Origin of the sequence: Kitasatospora sp. NPDC058243, assembly GCF_042882025.1 — a bacterium.
In the GTDB taxonomy this organism is placed as follows: Bacteria; Actinomycetota; Actinomycetes; order Streptomycetales; family Streptomycetaceae; genus Kitasatospora.
This window is the reverse complement of sequence record NZ_JBHVWW010000042.1, coordinates 17,520-40,060: the sequence shown is the minus strand read 5'-3', so window position 1 is coordinate 40,060 and position 22,541 is coordinate 17,520. Positions and strand designations below refer to the sequence as shown.

The window sequence follows — 22,541 nt, the reverse complement described above, 5'->3', positions numbered from 1 at the left end:
CCGGCGGAGCGCCTGGCAGTATCCCTGCATGACCCCCACCACCCCGTCCCGTCTCGGCGCCGCCGTCCGCACCGCGGCCCGCAGCCCGCTGTGGCGGACGGTGCTGGTGCTGGTGCTGCTGGTCGCGGGGCTGGGCGGCTGGTGGCTGTCGGCGGGCCGCTCGCCCGGCTACCCGCGCGGCGAGACGCGTTTCGCGACCGGCGTGCAGCGCGGCGTCTACGACCGGTACGGGCAGTTGCTGGAGGCCCACGTCGCCAAGGCCATGCCGGGGGTGCGGCTGGCCCTGGACAACACCGAGGGCTCGATCGACAACCTGGCCCGGGTGACCAGCGGCCAGGACGACTTCGCGATCGCCACCGCCGACGCCGTCGCCGACTACCAGGGCCCGGGCAAGGACCGGCTGCGGGCGATCGCACGGCTGTACGACGACTACCTCCAGCTGATCGTCCCGTCCTCCTCGACGGTGCACCGCACGGCCGACCTCAAGGGGCTGCGGGTCGGCGTGGGCCTGCCGCAGTCCGGGGTGAACCTGGTGACCAGGCGGCTGCTGGCCGCGGCCGGCCTGGACCCGGACCACGACATCGTCCCGGTGTCGGCGGGCGTCGGCGACGCCGCCGACCAGCTGCGCGAGAACAAGCTCGACGCCTTCTTCTGGTCCGGCGGCCTGCCGACCAGCGCCCTCACCGACCTGTCCGACCACATGCGGATGCGGGTCGTGCCGCTGGGGGACCTCGCCGGGGCCATCCACAAGATGGAGGGCGGCGGCACCGACGCCTACCGGGCGGCCACCATGCCCAAGGGCACCTACCCGAACGCCGACCCCAAGGACGCCGTCGCCACCGTGGCCGTGCCCAACCTGCTGATCACCCGGGACGACGTGGACCCGGGCCTGGTCGAGGGCATGACCCGGGCGGTGATCGACAGCCGCGACCAGATCGGCTCCCAGGTGCACGCCGCCCAGTTGGTCGACCTGCGCACCGCCGTCTACACCGACCCGCTCCCGCTGCACGAGGGCGCGGCCCGCTACTACCGCTCGGTGAAGCCCTGAAGGTGGAGCCCTGAGATCCACCGCTCGGTGAAGCCCGGAAGCCCGGAAACCGTACGGGCGCTGCGGGCCCGTACGGGCTACCGCTTCTCCGGCCGCGGCACCGTCAGCGTCACCGCGAGCCCGGTCGGCTCGACCGGGGCGAAGGCGAGCGAACCGCCGCCCGCCGCCAGCAGGGTGCGGGCGATCGACAGGCCGAGCCCGGAGCCGTCCACGTTCTGGTGCCGCGGGCTGCGCCAGAAGCGGTCCCCGGCGCGGGGCAGCTCGTCCTCGGCGAGGCCGGGCCCGGCGTCCGTGACGGTCACCGCGACCTCGTCCCGGCGCACCGAGACCTTCAGCCGCACCCCGCTGCCGGCCGGGCCGAACTTGAGCGCGTTGTCCAGCACGGCGTCCAGGGCGGAGCCGAAGCCGATCGGGTCCGCCATGCCGACGGCGAGCGCCGGGCCCTCCCAGCGCAGCTCGATCCCGCGCTGCTCGGCGACCGGCCGCCAGGCGTCGACCCGGGCCAGGGTGAGCGCGGCGAGGTCGGTCTGCTCGGGTTCGGGGCGGGCGTGCTCGGCGGTGGCCAGGCCGAGCAGGTCGTCCAGCACCCGGGCCAGCCGGACGCCCTCCTCCCGGACGCCGCCGAGCTCCTCCTCGTGCCCCTCGGGCAGTTCCAGGCCGAGCACCTCGACCCGCAGCAGCAGGGCCGCCAGCGGGTTGCGCAGCTGGTGCGAGGCGTCCGCGACGAAGGCCTTCTGCTGGTCCATGGCGAGCACCACGTGGTCGGCCATCTCGTTGAACGAGCGGGCCAGCCGTTGCAGCTCGGGCGGGCCGCCGCCGGGCGCGACCCGGGCGGCCATCCGGCCGGTGGCGATGTCGTGGGTGGCCCGGTCGAGGGTGCGGACCGGGCGCAGCACCCACTCGGTGAGCCGGCCGGCCAGCAGCACCGCGACGATCATCGCGGCGGCCTCGCCGGCGCCGATCACCAGCCAGCTGTGCAGGATCCGGGTGCGCAGCGCCCCGGTGGGGGACTCGCTGAGCACCACCGCGACCACGTCGCCGTCGCGCACCACCGGGGTGGCGACGGTCAGGGTGCGGTCGTCGGTCCACGGCCAGACCTGGGGCGGGTTGTGGCTGCGCCGCCCGTCCAGCGCCTCCTGGAAGGCCTGCGCGCCCCAGCCGCGGGGCACCCGCCAGTCGGCGGGGGCGGCGGCGATCGGCACGCCGTCGCGCTGGAAGATGCCCAGTCGCACGCCGTACAGGTCGTGGTAGCGGCGGACCTCGGCGTCGATCGCGCGCCGGCGGCTGACGTCGCCGGGGGCGGGCTCCGGGTCGCCCTTGAGCGCGGACTCCACCGCCGAGGGGCCGGAGGTGGGCAGGTCCTGGGCGAAGCGGGCGGCGTCGTCGAGCCGGTCGACGACCACCTTGCTCTGCTCGGCCGCCGCGACCGCCGCCGCGAGCGGCAGCCCCAGGGCGGCCAGGACGCAGAGCATGAGGGCGATCAGGATGCCGAGCAGGCGGGTGCGCACGTGCGGTCAGCGCTCCGCGGGGGCGGGCGGGGCCGGGTCCGCGGCGGGCGCCGGGGACTCCGGGATCAGGCGGTAGCCGACGCCGCGGACGGCCTCGACCAGGCCGGGCAGCGCGAGCTTGTTGCGCAGCGAGCCGATGTGCACCTCCAGGGTGCGCCCGTTGCCCTCCCAGCCGCTGCGCCAGACCTCGCTGAAGATCTGCTCGCGCCGGTAGACCACGCCGGGGCTCTGGGCGAGCAGGGCGAGCAGGTCGAACTCCTTGCGGGTGAGCGGCACGTCCCGGCCGTCCACGCTGACCCGGCGGCGCTCCCGGTCGATCCGGATGCCGCGGGACTCCAGCGGGCCGCGCTGCTGCGGGACGGCGTCGGGCGCGGGCACCGCCACCGAGGCGGGGGCGGCGCCGCGGCGGGCCACCGCGTGGATGCGGGCGAGCAGCTCGCCCATGTCGTAGGGCTTGGTGACGTAGTCGTCGGCGCCCAGGTTGAGGCCGTGGATCCGGGAGCGGATGTCGGCGCGGGCGGTGACCATGATCACCGGGACGCCGCTGCCGGCCCTGATCCGGCTGCACACCTCGAAGCCGTCGCGGTCGGGCAGCCCGAGGTCGAGCAGCACCACCCGGTACGGGTCGTTTCCGTCCGGCACCAGGGCGTCCAGCGCCTCGTGCCCGCTGCGGGCGTGCCGGACCTGGAAGCCGTGCCGGCCCAGTACCGCGACCAGCGCGGCGGCCACGCGTTCGTCGTCCTCGACGAGCAGCAATCGCATCCTGTTCTCCTCCTTCCCCCACCTGATCGCCGGGACCGCCTGGTCGGGCCCCGGTCCTGCGCAGTATGAGCCAGTGGGCGGCCCGGCGCCAGGCTCGGTCGCCCGACGGCTGCCACGGGGCGGGGCTCGCCGGCTGCCACGGGACGGGGCGCGCCGGCGCGGACGCCCGCTGTCACATGCCCCGTTGGCGCCCCGGCGAACAGCCCGCGAGCAGCGTGTGGCCGTTTCGTGATCCTCAAGTTCCGCTCAGATCGGCTGACGGCACGTCGTCATCACTCCTATGGTCGGCCCACCGGGGGCTGCGGCTCCGCCGGTCGCGGCTCCCGGATTTCGTACCACCATTGCCGCCCAAGGGAGTTCAGACTTTCACGGGCCGACACGAGGGAGCAGGCGCGATGGCCGAGAATCCGGTCGAGGACTCCACCCCTGCAGCCGCCCCCCTGGTCGTGCTGAGCAGCGTGAACAAGCACTACGGAGCGCTGCACGTCCTGCAGGACATCGACCTGAAGATCGTCCAGGGCGAGGTCGTGGTCCTGATCGGGCCGTCCGGCTCCGGCAAGTCGACGCTCTGCCGGACGATCAACCGGCTGGAGACCATCGACTCCGGCACGATCACCATCGACGGCCGCCCGCTGCCCGACGAGGGCAAGGAGCTGGCCCGGCTGCGCGCCGAGGTCGGCATGGTGTTCCAGAGCTTCAACCTGTTCGCGCACAAGACGGTGCTGGAGAACGTCGTCATCGGCCAGGTCAAGGTGCGCGGGATCGCCCGGGCGCAGGCCGAGAAGACCGCCCGCGGGCTGCTGGAGCGGGTCGGCGTCGGCGCGCAGGCGGACAAAGTCCCCGCCCAGCTCTCCGGCGGCCAGCAGCAGCGCGTGGCGATCGCCCGGGCGCTGGCGATGAAGCCCAAGGTGATGCTCTTCGACGAGCCCACCTCGGCCCTCGACCCGGAGATGGTCAACGAGGTGCTGGAGGTCATGCGCCAGCTGGCCGCCGACGGCATGACGATGGTCGTGGTCACCCACGAGATGGGTTTCGCCCGCTCCGCCGCCAACCGCGTGCTGTTCATGGCCGACGGCCGGATCGTCGAGCAGAACACCCCGGACGCCTTCTTCACCGCGCCGCGTTCCGACCGTGCCAAGGACTTCCTCTCGAAGATCCTCCACCACTGACGCTTCGAGACGACGCGGGGCCGCCGCCGGCAAGGACGCCGGGCGGCCCTGCCCGTGCACGCACCTTCCAGACGCCAGAGCCCGGTTAGCCGTGGCCCAGCTCCCAGGAGAACAACCCTCATGAGGACTCGTCGCACCCTCGCCGTCGCGCTCTGTGCCGTCGCGCTCACCGCCACCGCCGCCTGCGGCAAGGACGGCTCCCCCGGCGCCACCGCCGCGAGCAGCGGCAACGCCCCGGCGCTGCCCGCCTACACGGTCAAGACCGACGTCAAGATCGACTCGGCGATCCTCGCCGAGGCGAAGAAGCGCGGCCAGCTGATCATCGGCGCCAAGGCCGACCAGCCGGGACTGGGCTTCGAGGACGTCGCCAGCGGCGACCGCAGCGGCTTCGACATCGAGATCGCCAAGATGGTCGCCGCCGACCTCGGCTTCAGCCCGCAGCAGATCAAGTGGCAGACGCTGGTCTCCTCGCAGCGCGAGCCGGCCATCGCCAAGGGCCAGATCGACTTCTACGTCGGCACCTACAGCATCAACGACGAGCGCAAGAAGACGGTCTCCTTCGCCGGCCCGTACTACATCGCCGGTCAGGACTTCCTGGTGAAGGCCGACAACACCTCGATCACCGGCCCGGAGAGCGTCGGCGGCAAGAACGTCTGCACCGCCACCGGCTCCACCTCGATCAAGAACATCCAGCAGTACAACCCGAAGATCACGCAGTTCGACACCTACTCGGCCTGCGTCGAGAAGCTGCTGTCCGGCGAGGTCGACGCGGTCACCACCGACGACGCGATCCTCAAGGGCTACGCCTCCAAGTACGCCCCCAAGCTCAAGGTGGTCGGCAAGCCGTTCACCAAGGAGAACTACGGCGTCGGTCTCAACAAGGACGACGCGGTCCTGCGCAACGCCATCGGCGACGCGCTCAAGGCCCACGAGGACAACGGCGACTGGAAGAAGGCCTACGACGCGACCCTGGGCGCGTCCGGCTCCGCCGCGCCGGCCGTGCCGGCCCTCGAACGCTACTGATCCGGTCCACGCCCGACCATCCGTCCTGACCATCTGATGAGAGGAGGGCCGCCGGATGGGGTTCCTGTTCGAGCAGGACAACTTCACGTTGTTCCGCGACGGCTTCCTGCAGACGATCGAGCTGAGCGCGCTCAGCGCCCTGCTCGCCCTGCTGCTGGGCACCCTGCTGGCGGCCTTCCGGGTCTCCCCGGTGCCGGTCCTGCGTGCCTTCGGCACCACCTGGGTCACGCTGTTCCGCAACACGCCGCTGACCCTGCTGTTCTTCGCCGTCACCTTCGGCCTGCCGCCGCTCGGGGTGCACTTCAGCCACCTCACCTTCGCGGTGCTGGCGCTCGGCGGCTACACCGCCTCGTTCGTCTGCGAGGTGATCCGCTCGGGCATCAACACCGTGCCGCTCGGCCAGGCCGAGGCGGCCCGCAGCCTCGGCATGAGCTTCGGCCAGACCCTCACCCTGATCATCCTGCCGCAGGCCACCCGGACCGTCCTGGCCCCGCTGAGCAGTGTGTTCATCGCGCTGCCGAGGAACTCGGCGATCGCCGGCGCCTTCAGCGTCAGCGAGCTGTACAGCGTCCAGCAGACCCTCTCCGAGCGCGGCTACGCGATCTTCGGGATCTTCTTCTGGGTGGCCTGCGCCTACCTGGTGATCAGTGCCACGGTCGCCACGCTGTTCCGCGTCCTGGAATCCCGACTGGCGGTGGCCCGATGAGCAACCTCTTCACCCGCACCCCCACGGCCAGCGTCCTCTACGACGCCCCCGGCCCGCGGGCCCGCTTCCGGTACCAGCTGTTCGGGGCGCTGGCGCTGATCGGCGTCGCCGCCCTGCTCTGGTACGTCTTCACCGCGCTCTCCGACAACGGCCAGTTCGACCCGCAGATGTGGGACGCGTTCCAGTACAACACCGTCCAGCAGCGCATCGTGGACGGCCTGCTCTCCACCCTGAAGGCCTTCGGCCTGGCCGCGCTGTTCTCGCTCACCCTGGGCGGCCTGCTCGCCGCCGGGCAGCTCTCCGACCACAAGCCGGTCCGCTGGGCGGCCGTCGGCTTCGTCCAGTTCTTCCGGGCGATGCCGCTGCTGATCCTGATCGTCGCGCTGTACTACGCGTTCTTCGCGAAGGAGCCGATGTGGGCGCTGGTGCTCGGCCTCACCCTCTACAACGGCTCGGTGCAGGCCGAGATCATCCGCAGCGGCGTCAACGCCGTCCCGCGCGGCCAGGGCGAGGCGGCCTACGCGCTCGGCATGCGCAAGACCCAGGTGATGGCCTCCATCCTGGTGCCGCAGGCCGTCCGTTCGATGCTGCCCACGATGATCGGCCAGCTGGTCGTCACCCTGAAGGACACCTCGCTCGGCTTGATCATCACGTACCAGGAACTGCTGTTCGTCGGCAAGGCGATCGCCAGCCAGCCGATCAACGCCGCGGGCTTCCCCTACATCCCCGTGGTGCTGGTGATCGGTCCGATCTACATCGCCATGTGCCTGCTGCTGACCGCCCTCGCCCGGTGGATCGAAGCGCGCGGCCGTCGCGGCGCGAACCGGCGCACTTCAGCTGCTGCTTGACGCACACGCAGGTGAACTGTTGCATTGCTCTTCGTGACACCTCCCGGGAGCATCCACGCGGCATATGCGGCAGCGGTAACTGACGCCGGCCCATCGGCCGGTTCGTGCCCGGAGGTCACCGCATGGACCCGGTGATCGTGGTCGGGGCCGGACCGGTCGGTCTGGCCCTGGCCCTCGCCCTCGCCCGGCACGAAGTGCCGACCATCGTCCTGGACGAGGGCTCCGGGCTCTGCCCCGAGGGCCCGCGCAGCGTCGTCCTCGGGGCCGACACCGCCGCCTTCCTCACCCGGATCGGCTACCCGCGGGCCGTCTCGGACTCCGCCCTCTGGGACTCCTTCACCGTCTGGCGCCGCCGCCAGGAAGTGCTGCGGATCGACCTCACCGACTCCCCCGCCTTCCACCTGCCCCAGCACCGCCTCCAGCGCGGCCTGCGCGACGCCCTCACCGGCACCCCGCTGGTCCGGCTGGTCCCGCTGAGCCGGGTCGTCGAACTCGAACAGGACCGCGACGGCGTCAGCGTCCGCACCCACGGCACCCAGGACGGCTCCAGCACCTGGTGGCGCGGCAGCCACCTGGTCGGCTGCGACGGCGCCAGATCCGCCGTCCGCAAGCTCCTGAAGATCCGCTTCCCCGGCCGCCCCGCCGTCGACCGCAACGCCATCGCCACCGTCCGGGTCGACCTGCCCTTCCACGAGGCCCGGCTGCACCGCGAGCCCCCGTGGCGCGGCGACCGCGAGGCCTCCGCCCGCCCGCTGCCGGACGGCGTCTGGCGGCTCGACTGGCGGCTGCCCCCCGGACGGCCCGCCCCCACCGAAACCGTCGACCCGCACGCCACCTGGCCCGGCGTCGTCACCGGCGACACCCTGCTCACCCGGGTCACCGCCACCCTCACCGGCTGGTGCGGCGAACTCCCCCGCTTCGACCTGCTCGCCGCCGCCGACCACACCGCCCAGCAGCGCCTCGCCGCCCGGTTCCGCAGCGGCCGCTGCTTCCTCGCCGGCGACGCCGCCCACCTGCACGGCGCGCTCGGCATGCAGAACCTGGCCGACGGGCTGCGCGACGCCGACAACCTCGCCTGGCGGCTCTCCCTCGCCTGGCACCTCCACTCCGGCGGCCCGCAACCCGGCGGCTCCCTGCTGGACGGCTACGAGGCCGAACGGCGCGGCGCGGTCGGCGCCCGGCTGCGCGCCGTCGACCAGTCCATGCCGCTGCTGCGCCCGCTGCGCGGCTGGCAGCAGACCCGGCGCTCGCTGCTGGTCGGCGGCTTCCGCAAGCACGCACCGCTGCTCGCCGACGGACAGCTCGGCACCGGCCGCTTCGGCGGCGCGCCCGCCTACCCGGCCGCGCCCTCGGGCGTCCCCGGCCGGGTACCGGTCCAGCGCGGCGCCCGCGGCACCACCTCGCTCAGCGAACTGCTGCCGGCCACCGCCCCCGGCGTGCTCGTCCCGGACCTGCCGGTGCTCGCCGCCGACGGCACCCCGGACCACCTGCACGCCCGGCTCGGCGTCACCTTCCTGCTGCTGCTGGTCGCCCCCGGCACCGCCGTGTGGTCCGCCGAGCACTGGCTGGGCGCCGGCCTGATGCCCCGGCTCGCCGAGGTCGCCGCCGCGCTGCCGGTGCCCGCCGAAGTGCTGGTCACCGAGGAGTACCCGGAAGCCGGACCGCACACCGTGCTGCTGATCCGGCCGGACGGGCACCTGGTCGGCGCCACCCAGGGCGCCGCCGCCGAGGACCTGCTGGCGCTCGCCGACCGCGCCCGGGGCGGGCCGGCCCCGCTCGCCGGCGCACCCGAACCCGAACCCGACCAGAGCCCAGCGCCGGAGCCCGCCGCCCGCCAGGCGCCCCAGCAGGTGGACTCCCCCAGCGCGTAGGTCCCTGGCGCGAGCCCCAGGCGTGCACCCCGGACGTGCGCCGGACAGGGCTGGGCTGGGCAGGGCAGGGCAGGGCCTAACTCGCCACCGCGATGGCCCGGCTCTCCCGGACCACCGTCACCCGGATCTGGCCCGGATAGGTCAGCTCCTCGGAGACCTGCCGGGCGACCTCCCGGGCGATCAGCTGCGCCCCGAGGTCGTCCACCTCCTCCGGCCGCACCATCACCCGCACCTCGCGCCCCGCCTGCATCGCGTACACCTCGGCCACGCCCTCGTGCGCGCGGGCGATCTCCTCCAGGCGCGCCAGCCGCCGCACGTACACCTCCAGCGACTCCTTGCGCGCCCCGGGCCGCCCGCCCGAACAGGCGTCCGCGGCCTGCGTGAGCACGGCCTCCACGGTGCGCGGCTCCACCTCGCCGTGGTGCGCGGCGATCGCGTGCACCACCTCCGGGGACTCCCCGTGCCGGCGGGCGAAGTCCGCGCCGACCGCCGCGTGGCTGCCCTCGACCTCGTGGGTGAGCGCCTTGCCGATGTCGTGCAGCAGCGCCGACCGCCGCACCGGCTCCGGGGCCACCCCGAGCTCGGCGGCCATCATCCCGGCCAGGTGCGCGGACTCCAGCAGGTGCCCGAGCACGTTCTGCCCGTACGAGACCCGGTAGCGCAGACTGCCCAGGGTGCGGACGAGTTCGGGGTGCATCCCGCCGACCCGGGCGTCCAGCAGGGCGTCCTCACCGGCCCGGACGCAGCACTGCTCGACCTCCTCGCGGCTGCGCTCGTGGACGTGTTCGATCCGGGTCGGGTGGATCCGGCCGTCCTCGACCAGTTGTTCCAGGGTGAGCCGGGCGGTCTCCCGGCGGACCGGGTCGAAGCAGGAGAGCTGCACCGTCGCGGGGGTGTCGTCGATGATCAGGTTGACGCCGGTGACCGCCTCGAAGGCACGGATGTTGCGGCCTTCGCGGCCGATGATCCGGCCCTTCATGTCCTCGCTCGGCAGCCGGAAGACGGTGACCGCCGTCTCGGCGGTCTGCACCGTCGCCAACCGCTGGATCGCCCCGGCGAGGATGCCCCGGGCCCGGCGCTCGCCCTCCTCCCTGGCCTCGCGCTCGATCTCCCGGACCGTGACCGCGGCCTCCCGCCGGGCCGTGGTCGCGGCCTCGCGCAGGAGTTCGGCGCGGGCCTGCTCGGCGGACAGTCCGCCGGCCCGTTCCAGCACCGCCACCCGGCGGGTCACCAGCGCCTCGGCCTCGCCCCGGGCGCGCTCCAGCTCGGCGGAGCGCGCGGCGAGTTCGTCCTCCCTGGCCCGGACCCGGCGCAGCTCCTCGGCCAACTGCTCCTCGCGCCTGGCGAGTTCGGCCCGCTGCCGGGAGGTCTGCTGCTCGGCCCAGCCGCGGACGCGCTCGGCCTCGACGCCGGCGCGCCGCTGGGCGGCCCGGAGCCGCTTGGCCAGCAGCCCGACCAGGACGGCGAGGAGCAGCAGGACGGCGCCGGCCGACCCGGCGAGTGGCAGCAGGGAGGCGTCCGGTCCGGTGCCCGCAGAGATCCTCATGCCGCCCACTCCCCGTCACCACTGTCCGGCGCCCGGCGTGGACCGCCGTCCGGAAGCGCCCCCGCACTGAGTGCGAGGCTAGGTGCGGGTCACGAAACGGTCAAGACTCGGCCTGGACTGGACCAAGAACCGTACGCAATGGCTACCTGCCGGCCACTGCTCCCTCCCGGTTCCCGACGGTCAGCCCGGCCCCTCCTCGTCCAGCGCGCTCCGCACCACCCGGAACGCCAGCCCCTCGGAGTAGCCGCGCCGGGCCAGCACGCCGACCAGCCGCCGCATCCGGACCTGCGGGTCCAGCCCCCGGGTGGACCGCAGCTTGCGGTCGACCAGCGCCCGGGCGGCCTCGGTCTCGTCGTCGTGGTCGAGCTGGGCGACGGCCTGTTCGACCAGGTCCGCGGCCACGCCCTTGGTGCGCAGTTCCTGGGCCAGCGCCCGCCGGGACAGGCCCCGGACGGCGTGCCGGGACTCCACCCAGGCCGCGGCGAAGGCCGCGTCGTCGATCAGCCCGACCTCTTCGAGCCGGGTGAGCACCTCGTCGGCGACGTCGTCCGGGATCTCCCGCTTGCGCAGGGCGTCGGCGAGCTGTTTGCGGCTCTTGGCGGCGCCGGTGAGCAGCCGCAGGCAGATGTCGCGGGCGCGGGTCTCGGGATCGGCCGTCTCCTCGGCCCCGGCCCGCTTCCGCCCGGTTCGGCCGGTACGGGCGGAGGGGTCGTGCTCGTCGCCCGGAGCGCCCTCCTCGTCCGAGGCGTGCCCGGCGGAACGCCCGGCCGCAGCGCGCCGCCCACGACGCGCGCCGGGACCGGTGTGCGGGGCCGGGGCGGTCACACCCCCATGACCGACCGCCCCGGCCTCGCCCCGGCCCTCGCCGGCCGCCGGGAAGCCGGCCTCGTCGAACTCCTCGGCCGCCAGTGCCGAGCGCCGCCTGCGGCGGCCGGTGGGCAGTTCTGAGGCGGAGACCAGCCCGAGCTCGCCGACCGACGGCTCCGCCGGTGCCGGCCCGGGCGCCGCGCCGCGCACCGCCCGGACCGGCTCCCGGTCGAACTCCGGCTCCGGGCCGGATGCCCACTGTGCGGCGGAGGACCGCTCCCGCCGCCGCCCCTTCCGGGACTGCGACCGCGCCCGGGGCGTCGCCTCGAACGGCGGCTCCGGCTCCCCCGCCACGGCGGCGAACCAGTCCGGCGGCCCGTAGTCGTCGCCGTCCGGACCCGCCGGGCCGCCCTCACCCACTGCGTCGTGCTGCGTCAACGGTTCAGGCCTTGGCGGCCGCCGCCGTCTTCTTCGCCGCGGCCGTCTTGGCGGCGGTCGCGGTGATCGGCTTCGCGGCGCCGTCGGCGGCAGCAGCCGCCTCGCCCTCGGCCGGCTCCTCGGTCTTCGGGCCGATGCCGAGCTTGCCCTTGATCTTCCGCTCGATCTCGTCGGCGAGCTGCGGGTTGTCCCGCAGGAAGTTGCGGGCGTTCTCCTTGCCCTGGCCGAGCTGGTCGCCCTCGTAGGTGTACCAGGCGCCGGACTTGCGGATGAAGCCGTGCTCGACGCCCATGTCGATCAGGCCGCCCTCGCGGCTGATGCCGATGCCGTAGAGGATGTCGAACTCGGCCTGCTTGAACGGCGCGGCGACCTTGTTCTTGACCACCTTGACGCGGGTGCGGTTGCCGACCGCCTCGGTGCCGTCCTTCAGGGTCTCGATCCGGCGGATGTCCAGCCGGACCGAGGCGTAGAACTTCAGCGCCCGGCCACCGGTCGTGGTCTCCGGCGAGCCGAACATGACGCCGATCTTCTCGCGCAGCTGGTTGATGAACACCGCCGTGGTGCCCGACTGGTTCAGCGCACCGGCGATCTTGCGCAGCGCCTGGCTCATCAGCCGGGCCTGCAGACCGACGTGCGAGTCACCCATCTCGCCCTCGATCTCCGCACGCGGGACGAGCGCCGCGACCGAGTCGATGATGATCAGGTCGACAGCGCCGGAGCGGATCAGCATGTCCGTGATCTCCAGCGCCTGCTCACCGGTGTCCGGCTGGCTGACCAGCAGGGCGTCGGTGTCCACGCCGAGCTTCTTGGCGTACTCGGGATCGAGCGCGTGCTCCGCGTCGACGAAGGCGACCGTGCCGCCGGCCCGCTGGGCGTTGGCCGCCAGGTGCAGGGTCAGGGTGGTCTTGCCGGAGGACTCGGGGCCGTAGATCTCGACCACCCGGCCGCGCGGGATACCGCCGACACCGAGGGCGACGTCCAGGGCGGTGGACCCGGTGGGGATCACGTCGATCGGCTCGTTGGCCTTCTCGCCCAGGCGCATCACCGAGCCCTTGCCGAACTGCCGCTCGATCTGAGCGAGTGCGTTCTCAAGGGCCTTCTCGCGGTCCGTACCTGCCATGGCTTCCACCCTCGGGTTCTGTGCTGTGCGCTTCATCGTCCTCGACGCTAGCGCGTCCCACTGACAAACGAGCCCGACCCGGCTCCGCCTGTGGAAAACTCCTCGCCGGAGAGTACAGAGAACAAATGTTCGATTCAAGCTTCGCACGTCCGAACGGTGCCACCACCACCGGCCGGGTCACCTCCCGTCGCCGCCGACCATCCGCCGCAGCCGCCGCGCCGCCTCCCGGCGCAGCTCCCGCCGGGCCCGCCGCTGCTCGCCCCGGTCGATCCGCGGGTCGGTGGCCACCTCGTACCGCCGCACGTACGTCCCGACGAAGCCCTGCAGGGTGGCCGCCGCCGGGATGGCGATCAGCGCGCCCACCGCGCCGAGCAGCGCCGCGCCCGCGATCACCGCGCCGAACGCGACCGCCGGGTGCACGTCCACCGTCCGCGCGGTGATCCTCGGGTGCAGCAGGTAGTTCTCGACCTGCTGGTAGACCACCACGAAGATCAGCACCCAGAGCGCGTCCACCGGCTGCACGGTGAGCGCCACCAGCACCGGCAGCGCGCCGGCCAGGTACGTCCCGATGGTCGGCACGAACTGCGACATGACGCCGACCCAGACCGCCAGCGCGGCCGCGTACGGCAGGTCGAGCAGCGCGAACATCACCCAGTGCCCGGCCGCGGAGACCACCGCGAGCAGCGCCCGGGAGTACAGGTAGCCGCCGGTCTTGGCGAGGGCGATCTCCCAGGCCCGCAGCACCTCGCCCTGCTTGGCGGGCGGCAGCATCGAGCAGACCGTCCGGCGGACCCGCGGGCCCTCGGCGGTGAAGTAGAAGGTGAACAGCCCGACCGTGAAGGCCTGGAAGAGCCCGCCGATCACGGTGGAGGAGAGGCCCCAGACGTTGTCGGCGGCCTGCTGGGCGTAGCTCTCGATCGCGCCGGAGTCCTTGAGCAGCTTCTTCTGCAGCTCGCCCAGCGACAGGTCCTGATGGAACGTCCGGTTCACCCAGTTGATCAGGTTGTCGACCAGGTGCGGCAGGTCCCCGGCGATCTTCGCGACCTGATCGACCAGCAGCGTGCCGAGCGCCGCGAGGAACCCGATCACCGCGATCCCCACCGCGACGAACACCAGGAAGGTGCCGATCCCGCGACGCACCCCGCGTGCCGCCATCCGGTCGACGGCCGGCTCCAGCGCCAGCGAGAGGAAGAAGGCCACCAGCAGCATCACGAAGAGGTCGATCAGCTGGTGGAAGGCCCAGTCGGCGAGCTGGAACAGCCCGACCAGCACCAGGGCCAGCACCATCGCCCGGGGCAGCCAGCGCGGCATCCCGCCACCCCAGAAGCCGCCGGCCTCGCCCTCCGGCAGCCGCGGTTCGGGCGGCGGGCCCGGAGCCTCGTCGGCGACCCGCGCCGCCCTGTCCGAATTCCGTGCTTCTGCGCTGCTTGTCACTCCGACAGTCTCACCCATCCCCCGGAGCCGCCCGAGCACCGGGCACCCCGCCGGGGCGGGGTCGGTCCCACGGGCGGGCGGTGGTCAGCGCAGCACGCCGGAGACGCCCTGGGTCTCGCAGACCACCCGCCAGACGTCCTTGGCCTCCCAGCCCGACTCCAGTGCCTGCCGCACCGTCCGCCCGCCGAGTTCGCTCATCACATGGTCGGAGGCGAAGGACTCCGCGTACGTCTCCCCGAAGTGCGCGTGCATCCGTCGCCAGAACTCCGTCAGCCTCATGGCTCCAGTATCCCGGACCGCGCGGCGCCGTCCCGGGCCCGCCACTGCCCGGCCGTCAGCGCGTACTCGACCTCGCCGTGCTCGCTGCCGGGGATCGCCTCCGGGTAGTCCTCGTGGAAGGTGCGGACGAACGACAGCCCGGTCTTCTCCATGACCCGCCGCGAGCCCGCGTTGACCGTCATCGTGTACGCCACCACCCGCCGCACGCCCAGTGCGGTGAAGCCGCGGCGGACCAGCGCCCGCACCCCCTCGGTCGCGTACCCCAGCCCCCAGGCGGCCCGGCGCAGCCGGTACCCCAGCTCGACCTCGGAGCGGTCGCCCTCCCGCGTCGGCCGGAACTCGAACCAGCCCAGGAAGGCCCCGCCGGCCCGCTCCTCGGCCGCCCACCAGCCGAGGTCGCCGTACCGCCGGTAGTGCGCGAGGTACAGCGGCAGCAGTTCGCCCTCGACCTGCTCCCGCGCGGTCGGCCGCCCGCCGGTGAGGTGGCGCATCACCTCCGGGTCGCCGTCCAGTTCGACCAGGTGGTCGACGTCCGCTGCGGTGAAGCGGCGCAGCACCAGCCGCTCGGTGGTGAGGAAGACGGTCACGCCCCGATCCTCACCCACCGGCTCGGGCGGCGTCACCCGGTTTTCCGCCCGCCTCAGCGCGGCAGCGCGAGCAGCCCGGCACCGAAGTACTGCCGGGCCCCGCAGGCGTACGGCCCGGGCGGGCAGGCGGCCGCCGCGGTGCCGGCGAGCAGGGCGGCGAGCGGGCCGGAGCCGTAGTCCGGGTGCAGGGCGGCGGCCACCGCGACCGCGCCGGTGACGTGCGCCGCCGCCATCGAGGTGCCGGCCAGTGCCGCGTACTGCCCGCCCGGCCAGTCGGAGACGATCGCGCCCTGCGGCCCGCTGTCCGGGTCGCCGCCGGGGGCGGCCAGCGAGACCCGGCCGCGGCCGTAGTTCGAATAGCCGGACGGGCGGCCGTCCCGGTTGACGGCGGTGACGGTGACGACGCCGGGCAGTTCGCCGGGCAGCCGGATGCACTCGGTGCCCAGGTAGCGGGAGCGGGCCGGGCCGGAGACCCGGTCGTTGGGGCTGCGCTCGTCCGTCCGGGCGGCGCCGAGGTCCTGCCCGTCGTTGCCCGCCGAGGCGACCACCACGGCGCCCTTGCGCTGGGCGTAGCCGGAGGCCCGGCCGACGGCGGCGATCAGCGCGGCCTGGTCCTGGTCCTCCGGGCAGTTGTACTTCCACGGGTCGGCGAAGTAGCTGTTGTTGATCGCCTTGGCGCCGTGGTCGGCGGCCCAGAGCATGCCGCAGACGATGTTCTCGGCGTAGTACTGGCCGAGCGGTCCGAGCAGCCGGACGGCGGCGATCCGCACGCCCGGCGCGACCCCGGTGATGCCGTGGCCGTCCCGGGTGGCGCCGACGATCCCGGCGACGTGGGTGCCGTGGCCGCTCTCGCTGACCCCGGGGTCGGGCCGCCAGGAGCCGGAGCGGGCGTCGGGCCGGCCGTCGGCGCAGGAGACGGAGGCCTTCGGGTCGACGGCGGCGCGCAGGTCGGGGTGGGTGTCGTCGACGCCGGAGTCGAGCACCGCGACCAGCACCTTGTGCAGTGCGTCGGCGGTCGGCGCGCCGGCGGGACCGCGGATCCCGGTGGAGGTGTCGCCGGCCCGGGCGCCGGCGCCGCCGAGCATGGCGAGGTTCCACGGGTCGCCCTCGCTCGGGTCGGGCACCGTGACGGTGCCGCCGTCCTGCCGGTCGGTGCTGTCGCGCCGGGCGCTGTCGGTGCTGCTGCGACGGGCGTGACCGCTGTCGCGCCGGGCGTGATCGGTGCTGCTGCGGCCGGCGCGGTCGGCGCGGTCGGTACCGGCGGCGAAGTCCCCGGCGCCGTCCAGCAGGCGGGGCGGGGCGACCACCGGTTCGGTCCGGGTGGTGCCGACGGCGGCGATCCCGGGCCGGGCCCGCAGCGTGCCCGCGAAGCCGCCGGTGGCGTACGCCAGGACGGCCCCGATCTGCGGGTACTCCTGGACCACCTGCCCGCCCGCCGCCCGACTCTCGGCCCCGGCCAGGGCGGCCCCGGCGGCGTCCTCCTGCTCGGCGAGCACCAGGTAGCTGAGGTAGGGCCGGCCGGATCCGGAGACGTACGGGACGGCGCCGCCGACCACGAGTGCGGTGAGCAGCATCGCGAGCAGCGCCCGGGCGGGCCCGCGGACGCGGCGGCGGGCGGCACGGGCGGGACCGCCGGACGGGTTCACCTGCGCCATCGCACGGTCTCCGCTCGTCGGTCCGGTGGGTCGGGGGTGGGTCACTGGCCTGATTCATCACCATATGAGCGGATTTGCCTTTTTGCTCCTTTAACTACACCCATGCTCACCACACCCGTGCGACCTCCGCTCCCCCACCCCGGTTGTCGGTGCCACCCGGCACCATGGGGGCATGGCGCCCCCGCACCCGACCCCGCCGAACGACGACCCCCTGGCCGGATTCGCCCCGACCACCCGGGCCTGGTTCACCGGCGCCTTCTCCGCCCCCACCACCGCCCAGGCCGAGGCCTGGCGCGCCATCCGGCAGGACACCGACGTCCTGGTGGTCGCCCCCACCGGCTCCGGCAAGACGCTCGCCGCCTTCCTCTCCGCCCTGGACCGGCTGAGCAGCACCCCGCCCCCGGCGGACCCCAAGCGCCGCTGCCGGGTCCTGTACGTGTCACCGCTCAAGGCCCTCGCGGTGGACGTCGAGCGCAACCTGCGCGCCCCGCTGACCGGCCTGCGCCAGGCCGCCGTCCGGCTCGGCCTGCCCGAGCCCGAGGTCCAGGTCGCCACCCGCTCCGGCGACACCCCCGCCGCCGACCGCCGCCGCTTCGCCACCCACCCGCCGGACATCCTGATCACCACCCCCGAGTCGCTGTTCCTGCTGCTCACCTCCGCCTCCCGGGAGGCGCTGCGCGGCGTCGACACGGTGATCCTCGACGAGGTGCACGCCGTCGCCGGCACCAAGCGCGGCGCCCACCTCGCGCTCAGCCTGGAGCGGCTGGACGAACTCCTGGAGCGCCCGGCCCGCCGGATCGGCCTGTCCGCGACCGTCCGCCCGGTCGAGGAGGTGGCCCGCTACCTCAGCCCGCAACGCGGCGCCGTCGTCGTCCAGCCCGCCGCCGCCAAGGAGTTCGACCTGTCGGTGGTCGTCCCCGTCCCCGACCTGGACGACCTGCCCGCGGCCCCGGCCACCGGCGCCTCCTCCGACGCCGACCCGCAGCGGCAGGCGTCGATCTGGCCGCACGTCGAGGAGCGGATCGTCGACCTGGTCCAGGCGCACCGCTCGACCATCGTCTTCGCCAACTCCCGCCGCCTCGCCGAGCGCCTGTGCAACCGGCTGAACGAGATCGCCCTCGAACGGGCCACCGGTGAGCCGCTGCCCGAGGCGCACTCCCCCGCCCAGCTGATGGCCGAGTCCGGCGTCGCCAAGGGCGCCCCGCCGGTCATCGCGCGCGCCCACCACGGCTCGGTCTCCAAGGAGCAGCGGGCGCTGGTCGAGGAGGAGTTGAAGGCCGGCCGGCTGCCCGCCGTGGTCGCCACCTCCAGCCTGGAACTGGGCATCGACATGGGCGCCGTCGAGCTGGTCGTCCAGGTCGAGTCCCCGCCCTCGGTCGCCTCCGGCCTGCAACGGGTCGGCCGGGCCGGCCACCAGGTCGGCGCCGTCTCCACCGGCGTCTTCTTCCCCAAGTACCGCGGGGACCTGGTGCAGTCCGCCGTGGTCACCGAGCGGATGCGGGCCGGCCGGATCGAAGCGCTGCGCGTCCCGCGCAACCCGCTGGACGTGCTCGCCCAGCAACTGGTCGCGATGACGGCGCTGGACGCCTGGCCGGTGGACGACCTGCTCACCGTGGTCCGCCGCGCCGCGCCCTTCGCCACCCTCCCGCAGTCCGCCTTCGAGGCCGTGCTCGACATGCTGGCCGGCCGCTACCCCTCGGACGCCTTCGCCGAGTTGCGCCCCCGGGTGGTCTGGGACCGGGTGGCCGGCACCGTGACCGGCCGCCCCGGCGCCCAGCGGCTCGCCGTCACCTCCGGCGGCACCATCCCCGACCGCGGCCTGTTCGGCGTCTTCATCGCCGGCGCCGACCCTAAAAAAGGCGGCGGCCGGGTCGGAGAGCTCGACGAGGAGATGGTCTACGAGTCCCGCGTCGGCGACGTGTTCACCCTCGGCACCACCTCCTGGCGGATCCAGGAGATCACCCACGACAAGGTGCTGGTCACCCCCGCCCCCGGCGTGCCCGGCCGGCTCCCGTTCTGGAAGGGCGACACCCTCGGCCGCCCGCTCGAACTCGGCCGCGCCCTCGGCGCGTTCACCCGCGAGCTGGGCGCCCTGGAGCCCGAGGCCGCCACCGCCCGGCTGCACCGGGCCGGCCTGGACGACTGGGCCGCCGCCAACCTGCTCGACTACCTCGCCCAGCAGCGCGCGGCCACCGGCCACCTCCCGGACGACCGCACCATCGTCGTCGAGCGCTTCCGGGACGAGCTCGGCGACTGGCGGATCGTCATCCACTCCCCCTTCGGCGCCCAGGTGCACGCCCCCTGGGCGCTCGCGCTCGGCGCCCGGCTGCGCGAGAAGCACGGCCTCGACCCCCAGGTCATGCACGCCGACGACGGCATCGTGCTGCGCCTGCCGGACGCCGACCTCCTCGCCACCGACTTCGACTTCAACAGCCCCTCGGAGCAGTCCGGTTCGGACGAGGCCCCGGTCGGCGCCGACGCCGCCCTGTTCGACGCCGCCGAGATCGAGCAGCTGGTCACCGACCAGGTCGGCGGCTCCGCCCTGTTCGCCTCCCGCTTCCGCGAGTGCGCCGGCCGTGCCCTGCTGCTCCCGCGCCGCAGCCCCGGCCGCCGCACCCCGCTCTGGCAGCAGCGCCAACGCGCCGCCCAACTGCTCGAAGTCGCCTCCGAGTACGGCTCGTTCCCGATCGTCCTGGAGGCCGTCCGCGAGTGCCTCCAGGACGTCTTCGACGTGCCGGGCCTGGTCGAGCTGATGGGCGACCTCGAATCCCGCGCCGTCCGCCTGGTCGAGGTCACCACCCCCGAGCCCTCGCCCTTCGCCCGCTCCCTCCTGTTCGGCTACGTCGCCCAGTTCCTCTACGAGGGGGACTCCCCGCTCGCCGAGCGCCGCGCCGCCGCCCTCTCGCTCGACTCCCGGCTGCTGTCCGAGCTCCTCGGCCAGGCCGAGCTGAGCGAACTGCTCGACCCGCAGGTGCTCGCCGAGTTGGAGGCCGAGCTCCAGCGCCTCACGCCCGAGCGCCGGATCAAGGACGCCGAGGGCGTCGCCGACGCGCTGCGCCTGCTCGGCCCGCTCACCGAGGCCGAGCTGGCGGCCCGCGGCGCCGAACCGCTCTGGGCCCTGGAGTTGGAGGCCGCCCGCCGGGTGATCCAGGTCCGGATCGCCGGCGAGCGGCGCTGGTCCGCCGTCGAGGACGCCGGGCGGCTGCGCGACGCGCTCGGCACCCCGCTGCCGGTCGGCGTCCCCGAGGCCTTCACCGAGCCGGTCAAGGATCCGCTGGGCGACCTGCTCGCCCGCTACGCCCGCACCCACGGCCCGTTCGCCGCCGCCGAGGCGGCCGCCCGCTTCGGCCTCGGCACCGCCGTCGTCACCGGCACCCTGCACCGGCTCACCGCCGCCGGCCGCCTGGTCCAGGGCCAGTTCCGCCCACCCGTCGCCCGCCGGTCCCCTTCGCCGGAGGCGCTCCACACCACCCCTCCCGACCACACCACCACCGAGTGGTGCGACGCCGAGGTCCTGCGCCGGCTGCGCCGCCGCTCGCTGGCCGCCCTGCGCCAGGAGGTCGAACCCGTCCCGCCGCGCGCCCTGGCCGCGTTCCTCCCGCAGTGGCAGCACCTGGCCGGCCACCGGCTGAGCGGCCCGGACGGCCTGCTCCGGGTGGTCGAACAGCTCCAGGGCACCGCCCTGCCCGCCTCCGCCCTGGAGAAGCTGATCCTCCCGGCCCGGCTCACCGGCTACTCCCCCGGCCTGCTGGACGAGTTGACGGCGGCCGGCGAGATCGGCTGGTGCGGGGCCGGCGCGCTGCCCGGCAAGGACGGCTGGCTCAGCCTGCACCTGGCCGAGCACGCCCACCTGCTGCGCCCCGAGCCCGTCCCGCCCGCGCTCACCCCCGTGCACAGCGCGCTGCTGGCGGCGCTGGCCGGCGGCTACGGCCTGTTCTTCCGCCAGTTGGTCCAGCAGCTGCCGGAGGAGACCCCGGAGCCGGAGGTCGTCGAGGCGCTCTGGGACCTCGTCTGGGCCGGGTACGTCACCAACGACACCCTCGCCCCGCTGCGCGCCCTGCTCGGTTCCGGCCGGACGGCCGGTGCCACCGCCCACCGCGCGCCCCGGGCGACCCCGCGCGGCCGCTACGGCGGCGCCGGCCGCGCCTTCGGCCGGGTCGGCGGCGCGCTGCGCGGCGGCCCGCCGACGGTGGCCGGGCGCTGGTCGCTGCTGCCCGCCTTCACCACCGACCCGACGGTCCGGGCCACCACCCAGGCGCAGAGCCTGCTGGACCGGCACGGCCTGGTCACCCGGGGCGCGGTGGCGGCCGAGCGGGTCCCGGGCGGCTTCGCCGGGGTGTACCGGGTGCTCGCCGCGATGGAGGAGCGCGGCCGGGCCCGCCGGGGCTACTTCGTCGAGGGGCTGGGCGGCGCCCAGTTCGCCATGGAGGGCGCGGCCGACCGGCTGCGCTCGGTCAACGGCCGGCTGGAGCGGGCCCGGGCCGCCGAGTGGCCGGCCGCCCCGGCCACCGAGCCGCCGCAGGTGCTGGTGCTGGCCGCCGCCGATCCGGCGAACGCCTACGGCTCCGCACTGCCCTGGCCGGAGCCGCCGACGGCCCCCGGAGCCAAGGAGGCCCGGGCGCACCGCCCGGGCCGCAAGGCGGGCGCCCTGGTGGTGCTGGTGGACGGCGAGTTGGCGCTGTACGTCGAGCGGGGCGGCAAGTCGCTGCTGGCCTGGCCGGAGGACGGCGCCATCCGGGCGCTGGCGGTGGGCGCGCTGGCGGCCGCGGTCCGCGAGGGTGCGCTCGGCAGCGTCACGGTCGAGCGGGCGAACGGCGAGCCGGCCCTCGGCTCGGCGCTGGGCGCCGCGTTGGAGGAGGCCGGCTTCCACGCCACCCCGCGCGGCCTGCGCCTGCGGTCCTCCTGAGGTCCGCCGACGCCGAAGGCCGCGGGGCATCCGGTGCCCCGCGGCCTTCGTTCGCTCGTATCACCCGTTCGAGTGGTTCAGCCGACCGTCGGCGGTTGCGCCGCCACCCGGGCCACGGCCTCCTTTGACGGGCGCCGCTGCGGCCCGGTGGCGTTCCGGTCGGCGTGGACCGGGATCAGGCCGAGTCCCCAGCCGCCGGCCGCGAGCAGTCCCAGCACGGCGCCGTCGGCCAACTGTCCCCGGACCGCCGGCAGCCACCAGACCAGCCCTGCCGTCAGGATCACCAGGACCCGGCGGGCCGGCCACGGTATCAGTAGCCGCAGCCGTATTCGAGCCTCCGTGCACGCCGTCGCGGATCTCCGCACGACCGCCCTCCTTCGCTCGCCCCGGGCACCAGGAGCCCGGGAGTCGAGGCCGGGTTCAGGCGGCGACCACGTCCATCGCGGCGGCCTTGGGCGACATGTTCGCCCGGTCGGTGCCGGGGGCGGGCAGCGGAACCGGTTCGAGTACCGGCCTCAGCAGATCACCTTCGGAGAGGGTGGCCATCGCCGCAAGTTCAGCGAGCGACAGTTCGTCGCTGACCTCGCGCATGACCTCGGACATCCGGACGTCGAGCGCGTCGCAGATGGCGGAGAGCAGCTCCGAGGAGGCCTCCTTCTGTCCCCGCTCGACCTCGGAGAGGTAACCGAGCGAAACCCTGGCTGCCGCCGACACCTCGCGGAGTGTGCGGCCCTGGCGCTGGCGCTGCCGACGCAGTACATCGCCCAGTAGGCGACGAAGCAGGATCATCGGTGCCTCCCTCCTCGGACTGCGGATCGAGATGTCACGACCCCA

The 22,541-nt window shown here is 74.4% G+C and carries 18 protein-coding genes; 7 read left to right on the top strand and 11 right to left on the bottom strand.

Annotated features, from left to right (window positions below):
• Nucleotides 1-28: 28 nt before the first annotated feature.
• Nucleotides 29-1,048 (top strand): TAXI family TRAP transporter solute-binding subunit, encoded by a 1,020-nt coding sequence (locus ACFVX9_RS25085; RefSeq protein ID WP_079135875.1) that lies wholly within the window; start codon nt 29-31, stop codon nt 1,046-1,048.
• Between the two features lie 77 nt (nt 1,049-1,125).
• On the opposite strand, the gene ACFVX9_RS25080 is transcribed toward ACFVX9_RS25085, so the two are convergent.
• On the bottom strand, nt 1,126-2,556 hold the full coding sequence (locus tag ACFVX9_RS25080) for a sensor histidine kinase (protein ID WP_387983574.1): 1,431 nt from the start codon (nt 2,554-2,556) through the stop codon (nt 1,126-1,128).
• A 6-nt stretch (nt 2,557-2,562) separates the two neighbouring features.
• Nucleotides 2,563-3,318, bottom strand: a complete 756-nt coding sequence (locus ACFVX9_RS25075) for a response regulator transcription factor (RefSeq protein WP_350880177.1) — start codon at nt 3,316-3,318, stop codon at nt 2,563-2,565.
• 395 nt (nt 3,319-3,713) lie between these two features.
• On the opposite strand from ACFVX9_RS25075, the gene ACFVX9_RS25070 reads away from it, so the two are divergent.
• From ACFVX9_RS25070 to ACFVX9_RS25050, 5 genes are all read left to right on the top strand, one after another.
• Nucleotides 3,714-4,487, top strand: a complete 774-nt coding sequence (locus ACFVX9_RS25070) for an amino acid ABC transporter ATP-binding protein (protein ID WP_380377596.1) — start codon at nt 3,714-3,716, stop codon at nt 4,485-4,487.
• Between the two features lie 120 nt (nt 4,488-4,607).
• A complete protein-coding gene (locus tag ACFVX9_RS25065; RefSeq protein ID WP_387983572.1) occupies nt 4,608-5,510 on the top strand; it encodes a glutamate ABC transporter substrate-binding protein in 903 nt (300 codons plus the stop codon).
• A 55-nt stretch (nt 5,511-5,565) separates the two neighbouring features.
• Nucleotides 5,566-6,216, top strand: a complete 651-nt coding sequence (locus ACFVX9_RS25060; protein WP_380480621.1) for an amino acid ABC transporter permease — start codon at nt 5,566-5,568, stop codon at nt 6,214-6,216.
• Entirely contained in the window at nt 6,213-7,064 is an 852-nt protein-coding gene (locus tag ACFVX9_RS25055; RefSeq protein WP_380377592.1) for an amino acid ABC transporter permease, read from the top strand. The genes ACFVX9_RS25060 and ACFVX9_RS25055 overlap by 4 nt, the downstream gene beginning before the upstream one ends.
• Nucleotides 7,065-7,186: 122 nt before the next feature.
• Complete coding sequence (locus tag ACFVX9_RS25050; RefSeq protein WP_063349325.1) at nt 7,187-8,935, top strand: FAD-dependent monooxygenase; 1,749 nt, start codon at nt 7,187-7,189, stop codon at nt 8,933-8,935.
• Nucleotides 8,936-9,011: 76 nt separating this feature from the next.
• On the opposite strand, the gene rny is transcribed toward ACFVX9_RS25050, so the two are convergent.
• The 7 genes from rny to ACFVX9_RS25015 form a co-directional block, all read right to left on the bottom strand.
• Nucleotides 9,012-10,481 carry a ribonuclease Y gene (rny, locus tag ACFVX9_RS25045; protein WP_387983569.1) on the bottom strand — a complete coding sequence of 490 codons (1,470 nt, stop codon included), beginning with the start codon at nt 10,479-10,481 and terminating at the stop codon, nt 9,012-9,014.
• A gap of 180 nt (nt 10,482-10,661) precedes the next feature.
• Entirely contained in the window at nt 10,662-11,726 is a 1,065-nt protein-coding gene (recX, locus tag ACFVX9_RS25040; protein WP_387983567.1) for a recombination regulator RecX, read from the bottom strand.
• Nucleotides 11,727-11,730: 4 nt separating this feature from the next.
• Nucleotides 11,731-12,846 carry a recombinase RecA gene (gene recA / locus ACFVX9_RS25035; protein ID WP_380336442.1) on the bottom strand — a complete coding sequence of 372 codons (1,116 nt, stop codon included), beginning with the start codon at nt 12,844-12,846 and terminating at the stop codon, nt 11,731-11,733.
• A 177-nt stretch (nt 12,847-13,023) separates the two neighbouring features.
• Nucleotides 13,024-14,157: an AI-2E family transporter gene (locus ACFVX9_RS25030; protein WP_079135874.1), complete on the bottom strand. Its 1,134-nt coding sequence runs from the start codon at nt 14,155-14,157 to the stop codon at nt 13,024-13,026.
• A gap of 207 nt (nt 14,158-14,364) precedes the next feature.
• The gene (locus ACFVX9_RS25025) at nt 14,365-14,559 is read right to left on the bottom strand and encodes a DUF3046 domain-containing protein (RefSeq protein WP_063349322.1); all 195 of its coding nucleotides are present in this window, start codon (nt 14,557-14,559) and stop codon (nt 14,365-14,367) included.
• A complete protein-coding gene (locus ACFVX9_RS25020; protein WP_387983564.1) occupies nt 14,556-15,146 on the bottom strand; it encodes a GNAT family N-acetyltransferase in 591 nt (196 codons plus the stop codon). The genes ACFVX9_RS25025 and ACFVX9_RS25020 overlap by 4 nt, the downstream gene beginning before the upstream one ends.
• Nucleotides 15,147-15,199: 53 nt before the next feature.
• Entirely contained in the window at nt 15,200-16,801 is a 1,602-nt protein-coding gene (locus ACFVX9_RS25015; RefSeq protein ID WP_380377583.1) for a S8 family serine peptidase, read from the bottom strand.
• A 172-nt stretch (nt 16,802-16,973) separates the two neighbouring features.
• On the opposite strand from ACFVX9_RS25015, the gene ACFVX9_RS25010 reads away from it, so the two are divergent.
• Nucleotides 16,974-21,707: an ATP-dependent helicase gene (locus tag ACFVX9_RS25010; protein ID WP_387983562.1), complete on the top strand. Its 4,734-nt coding sequence runs from the start codon at nt 16,974-16,976 to the stop codon at nt 21,705-21,707.
• Nucleotides 21,708-21,784: 77 nt separating this feature from the next.
• On the opposite strand, the gene ACFVX9_RS25005 is transcribed toward ACFVX9_RS25010, so the two are convergent.
• Together ACFVX9_RS25005 and ACFVX9_RS25000 are read right to left on the bottom strand one after the other, a co-directional pair.
• Nucleotides 21,785-22,072, bottom strand: a complete 288-nt coding sequence (locus ACFVX9_RS25005) for a hypothetical protein (RefSeq protein WP_380377579.1) — start codon at nt 22,070-22,072, stop codon at nt 21,785-21,787.
• Between the two features lie 55 nt (nt 22,073-22,127).
• Nucleotides 22,128-22,496 (bottom strand): helix-turn-helix domain-containing protein, encoded by a 369-nt coding sequence (locus ACFVX9_RS25000; RefSeq protein WP_049660741.1) that lies wholly within the window; start codon nt 22,494-22,496, stop codon nt 22,128-22,130.
• Nucleotides 22,497-22,541 lie beyond the last annotated feature (45 nt).

Bases quoted from the DNA above. Each gene is read 5' to 3' on its own strand.
- ACFVX9_RS25070 (WP_380377596.1), top strand. From the start codon at position 3,714: ATGGCCGAGAATCCGGTCGAGGACTCCACCCCTGCAGCCGCCCCCCTG.
- ACFVX9_RS25050 (WP_063349325.1), top strand. From the start codon at position 7,187: ATGGACCCGGTGATCGTGGTCGGGGCCGGACCGGTCGGTCTGGCCCTG.
- ACFVX9_RS25010 (WP_387983562.1), top strand. From the start codon at position 16,974: ATGGCGCCCCCGCACCCGACCCCGCCGAACGACGACCCCCTGGCCGGA.
- recA (WP_380336442.1), bottom strand. From the start codon at position 12,846: ATGGCAGGTACGGACCGCGAGAAGGCCCTTGAGAACGCACTCGCTCAG.
- ACFVX9_RS25055 (WP_380377592.1), top strand. From the start codon at position 6,213: ATGAGCAACCTCTTCACCCGCACCCCCACGGCCAGCGTCCTCTACGAC.
- ACFVX9_RS25015 (WP_380377583.1), bottom strand. From the start codon at position 16,801: ATGGCGCAGGTGAACCCGTCCGGCGGTCCCGCCCGTGCCGCCCGCCGC.
- ACFVX9_RS25060 (WP_380480621.1), top strand. From the start codon at position 5,566: ATGGGGTTCCTGTTCGAGCAGGACAACTTCACGTTGTTCCGCGACGGC.
- ACFVX9_RS25025 (WP_063349322.1), bottom strand. From the start codon at position 14,559: ATGAGGCTGACGGAGTTCTGGCGACGGATGCACGCGCACTTCGGGGAG.
- ACFVX9_RS25065 (WP_387983572.1), top strand. From the start codon at position 4,608: ATGAGGACTCGTCGCACCCTCGCCGTCGCGCTCTGTGCCGTCGCGCTC.
- ACFVX9_RS25030 (WP_079135874.1), bottom strand. From the start codon at position 14,157: ATGCCGCGCTGGCTGCCCCGGGCGATGGTGCTGGCCCTGGTGCTGGTC.
- ACFVX9_RS25085 (WP_079135875.1), top strand. From the start codon at position 29: ATGACCCCCACCACCCCGTCCCGTCTCGGCGCCGCCGTCCGCACCGCG.
- rny (WP_387983569.1), bottom strand. From the start codon at position 10,481: ATGAGGATCTCTGCGGGCACCGGACCGGACGCCTCCCTGCTGCCACTC.
- ACFVX9_RS25000 (WP_049660741.1), bottom strand. From the start codon at position 22,496: ATGATCCTGCTTCGTCGCCTACTGGGCGATGTACTGCGTCGGCAGCGC.
- ACFVX9_RS25075 (WP_350880177.1), bottom strand. From the start codon at position 3,318: ATGCGATTGCTGCTCGTCGAGGACGACGAACGCGTGGCCGCCGCGCTG.